This window comes from Streptomyces cinereospinus, assembly GCF_042430725.1.
GTDB lineage: Bacteria > Actinomycetota > Actinomycetes > Streptomycetales > Streptomycetaceae > Streptomyces > Streptomyces cinereospinus.
In genome coordinates, this window is sequence record NZ_JBHMCY010000142.1 from 1 (window position 1) to 4,685 (window position 4,685).

General features: G+C 73.9%; 4 protein-coding genes. All 4 read right to left on the bottom strand.

What is annotated here, in order from left to right; all coding sequences use genetic code 11:
• Positions 1-753 (bottom strand): biotin/lipoyl-containing protein (locus ACFF45_RS35000; protein WP_381351059.1); only part of this gene is annotated, 753 nt, incomplete at its 3' end.
• Between the two features lie 62 nt (positions 754-815).
• Positions 816-2,204 carry a dihydrolipoyl dehydrogenase gene (lpdA, locus tag ACFF45_RS35005; protein ID WP_381351061.1) on the bottom strand — a complete coding sequence of 463 codons (1,389 nt, stop codon included), beginning with the start codon at positions 2,202-2,204 and terminating at the stop codon, positions 816-818.
• Between the two features lie 259 nt (positions 2,205-2,463).
• Entirely contained in the window at positions 2,464-3,993 is a 1,530-nt protein-coding gene (locus tag ACFF45_RS35010) for a leucyl aminopeptidase (protein ID WP_381351062.1), read from the bottom strand.
• 465 nt (positions 3,994-4,458) lie between these two features.
• Positions 4,459-4,685: adenosylcobinamide-GDP ribazoletransferase (locus ACFF45_RS35015; protein WP_381351063.1), on the bottom strand; the 227-nt coding region annotated here is incomplete at its 5' end.

The window sequence follows — 4,685 nt, forward strand, 5'->3', positions numbered from 1 at the left end:
GGGCTGAGGGGCGGCGGCCGGGGCCGGCGGGGCGGCCGGGGCCTGCGGGGCCTCGGCGGCGGGCGCCGGGGCCGGGGCGGCCGGAGCCGGGGCAGCGGCCGGAGCCGCACCCGCGGCGCCGATGACGGCCAGCTTGGCGCCGACCTCCGCCGTCTCGTCCTCGCCGACCACGATCTCCAGCAGCACACCGGAGGCCGGGGCGGGGATCTCGGTGTCGACCTTGTCCGTCGACACCTCCAGCAGCGGCTCGTCGGCCTCGACGCTGTCGCCGACCGACTTCAGCCAGCGGGTGACGGTGCCCTCGGTGACGGACTCGCCGAGCGCGGGCAGGACCACGTCCGTGCCCTCGGCGGAGCCGCCGCCGGCCGTGGCCTCGGCGGTGGGCGCCGGGGCGGGAGCGGCCTGCTCGGTGGACGGCTGGGCCTGCGGGGCCGGCTCCGGAGCCGGCGGGGCGACCTGCTCGGCGGCCGGGGCCTGCTCGGCGGCGGGCGCCGGAGCGGCGGCCGGGGCACCGGTGCCGTCGTCGATCACGGCCAGCTCGGCGCCGACCTCGACGGTCTCGTCCTCGGCGACCTTGATGGAGGACAGCACGCCGGAGGCCGGGGCCGGGATCTCGGTGTCGACCTTGTCGGTCGACACCTCCAGCAAGGGCTCGTCGGCCTCGACGCGCTCACCCTCGGCCTTCAGCCAGCGGGTGACGGTGCCCTCGGTGACGCTCTCGCCGAGCGCCGGAAGGGTTACGGAAACCGCCATGGTTTCGGTTGCTCCTAACGAATTGCGGAAGTCTGTGTCGTCGCGCCCGATGACCGAGGGCGTCAGTCGTGGGAGTGCAGCGGCTTGCCGGCCAGGGCCAGGTGGGCCTCGCCGAGCGCCTCGTTCTGCGTCGGGTGGGCGTGGATGAGCTGGGCCACCTCGGCCGGCAGCGCCTCCCAGTTGTAGATCAGCTGCGCCTCGCCGACCTGCTCGCCCATCCGGTCGCCGACCATGTGCACGCCGACCACCGCGCCGTCCTTGACCTGGACGAGCTTGATCTCGCCCGCGGTCTTCAGGATCTTGCTCTTGCCGTTGCCCGCCAGGTTGTACTTCAGGGCGACGACCTTGTCCGCGCCGTAGATCTCCTTGGCCTTGGCCTCGGTGATGCCGACGGAGGCGACCTCGGGGTGGCAGTACGTCACGCGGGGCACGCCGTCGTAGTCGACCGGGACGACCTTCAGACCGGCCAGCCGCTCCGCCACCAGGATGCCCTCGGCGAAGCCGACGTGCGCGAGCTGGAGCGTCGGGACCAGGTCGCCGACCGCCGAGACCGTCGGGACGTTGGTCCGCATGTACTCGTCGACGAGGACGTAACCGCGGTCCATGGCGACCCCGGCCTCCTCGTAGCCCAGGCCCTGCGAGACCGGGCCGCGGCCGACGGCGACCAGCAGCACCTCGGCCTCGAACTCCTTGCCGTCGACGAGGGTGACCTTGACGCCGTCCTGGGTGTACTCGGCCTTCTGGAAGAAGGTGCCGAGGTTGAACTTGATGCCACGCTTGCGGAAGGCGCGCTCCAGCAGCTTGGAGCTGTTCTCGTCCTCGACCGGGACGAGGTGCTTGAGGCCCTCGATGACCGTGACGTCGGTGCCGAAGGACTTCCAGGCGGAGGCGAACTCCACGCCGATGACACCGCCGCCGAGCACGATCGCCGACTTCGGCACGCGGTCCAGGACGAGGGCGTGGTCCGAGGAGATGATGCGGTTGCCGTCGATCTCCAGGCCCGGCAGCGACTTGGGCACGGAACCGGTGGCCAGCAGCACGTGGCGGCCCTGGATGCGCTGCCCGTTCACGTCGACCGAGGTCGGGGAGGACAGGCGCCCCGCACCCTCGATGTAGGTCACCTTCCGGGAGGCGACGAGGCCCTGCAGGCCCTTGTACAGGCCCGAGATCACCTCGTCCTTGTACTTGTGGACCCCGGCCACGTCGATGCCCTCGAAGGTGGCCTTCACGCCGAACTGCTCGCTCTCGCGGGCCTGGTCGGCGATCTCGCCCGCGTGCAGCAGGGCCTTGGTGGGGATGCAACCCCGGTGCAGGCAGGTGCCGCCGACCTTGTCCTTCTCGATCAGGGCGACGTCCAGGCCCAGCTGAGCCCCGCGCAGGGCCGCGGCGTAACCACCGCTACCACCGCCGAGGATCACTAGGTCGAAAACGGTGCTGGCGTCGTTCGCCACGTCACGTCCTCCATGCATGTGCGCCGTACGCCGGTCGACGATGACCGGCTGGCGGCTGGTGTCCGGCCGCTCTACTTCGGCCCTTCGGTGGGGCCCTGTCCTGCCGAGCCCCATCTTCGCACCTGTCGGCACACAACGAGACGCGGGGCCACTGTGTGATACGCCCCACTGCTGCGCCCCGGGGCGCGGGGGCCCGCGCGATCGGCGGCGGACCCCCGCGCCCCGGCACGGCGGCGACGGCCGGGCTGCCGGCCGGCCGTCAGCCCAGGTCGCCCGCGGCCGTCAGCTCGGCCAGCCGCACCAGCGTCCGCACCCCGGACCCGGTCCCGCCCTTCGGCGTGTACCCGAACGGCCCCTGCTCGTTGAAGGCGGGCCCGGCGATGTCGAGGTGCGCCCAGGTGATCCCCTCACCCACGAACTCCCGCAGGAAGAGCCCGGCGACCAGACCGCCGCCCATCCGCTCGCCCATGTTGGCGATGTCGGCGGTGGCCGAGTCCATCCCCTTGCGCAGGTGCTCCGGCAGCGGCATCGGCCACGCCGCCTCACCGACCTCCTCCGCGGCCTCGTGCACCGCGGAGCGGAACGCGTCGTCGTTGGCCATCACACCGAACGTCCGGCTGCCCAGCGCCAGCATCATCGCGCCGGTCAGCGTCGCCACGTCCACGATCGCGTCGGGCTTCTCCAGCGACGCCGCCCACAGGGCGTCCGCCAGCACCAGCCGCCCCTCGGCGTCGGTGTTCAGCACCTCGACCGTCTTGCCGCTGTACATCCGCAGCACGTCACCCGGGCGCGTGGCCGAACCGGACGGCATGTTCTCGGCCAGCGCCAGCCACCCGGTGACGTTGACCTCCAGCCCGAGCCGGGCGGCGGCGACCACGGCCGCGAACACCGCCGCCGCACCGCTCATGTCGCACTTCATCGTCTCGTTGTGGCCGGCCGGCTTCAGCGAGATGCCGCCCGAGTCGTAGGTGATGCCCTTGCCCACGAACGCGAGGTGCTTCTTCGCCTTCGAGGAGGTGTACGACAGCTTCACCAGGCGCGGCGCCGACGCCGACCCGGCGCCCACGCCCAGGATGCCGCCGTACCCGCCCTTGGCCAGGGCCTTCTCGTCGAGCACCTGCACCTTGACGCCGTGCTCCTTGGCCGCGGCCTGGGCCACGGCGGCGAACGCCTCGGGGTTGAGGTCGTTCGGCGGGGTGTTGACCAGGTCGCGGGCGCGGTTGAGCTCCTCGCACACGGCCGTGGCGCGCTCGACCGCCGCCTTGTACGCCTTGTCGCGCGGCCGGGCGCCGAGCACGGTGACCTCGGCGAGCGGGGCCTTGCCGTTCTTCCTGCCCCGGGCGTTGGCGCCGTTGTCCTTGTACACGTCGAAGGAGTACGCGCCGAGCAGCGCGCCCTCGCCGATCGCGCCGGCCGAGGCGGCGTCCGCGACCGGCAGCGCGAAGGCGGCCCTCTTGGCGCCGGCCAGCGCGCGGGCGGCGGCCCCGGCGGCCCGGCGCAGCGCCTCCGTGCCGTACCCGGCGTCCTTCTCCGGCCGGGCACCGAGGCCCACCGCCACCACGAGCGGCGTCTTGAATCCGGCCGGGGCGGGCAGCTTCGTCACCTCGCCCTCGGCGCCGGAGGCGCCCAGGGTCTCCAGGACGCCGGCGAGCCCGCCGTCGTACGCCTTGTCCACGGCCTCGGCGCCCGGTGCGACGACCGGGCCCTTGTCGCCCTTGGCGACACCGATCACGATCGCGTCGGCCCGCAGGCCGGGCGCCGCGGCGGTGCTGAGAGTGAGAGCAGTCACGGTGGTGAAATCTCGCTTCCGATGTGAAGTTCCGGTGGCCGAAGGATGGGCCGGCCGGGCCCGACAGCCGACCCTGGATCCCTCGTGCGGTGGAGTCTGTACCTGGACGGGTCATGACCTGGCACGAGCCTACGCCCGGTGTCCGTTCGAGCATTCCCGGGGACGTTCACCTGTCAGTGGCGTCATGGTCATGTACTGATCCTCGCACCCCATGACCTGGGTCGTACGCGTCGGGCTCGCGTGCACCGGGCGCTCGCCGCTTCGCGCGTTGTCCGCCGGTCTCCCGTGCGTCCGGCGGACCCGGGCGCGGCGCGGCCGGGACGCACGGGCATCCTCCGGGCCGGCCGCCGCTCGGCCCGGGCGGCACCGGCCCGGGCGGCACCGGCCCGGCTCCAGCCGGCCCGCACGCCGAGACCGCCGTGGCGCCGGCGCCCCGGGGCGGGGCGCCGGACGTGCTGAGGCGCCTCAGACCAGGACCGGCACCAGCAGGGCCGTCGTGGCCGCGGTCTCCGCGAGCCCGCCGAACACGTCCCCCGTGACGCCGCCGAACCGGCGCACGCCGTGCCGCAGCAGCACCGCGGCGGCGGCGGCGGCGCCGGGCACCGCGACGGCGGCGCGCAGGGCGCCGTACGGGCCGAGGAGCGCCTCGGCGGCCGCGGCGGCCGCGGTCACCGCCAGGGCGGCGCCCAGCG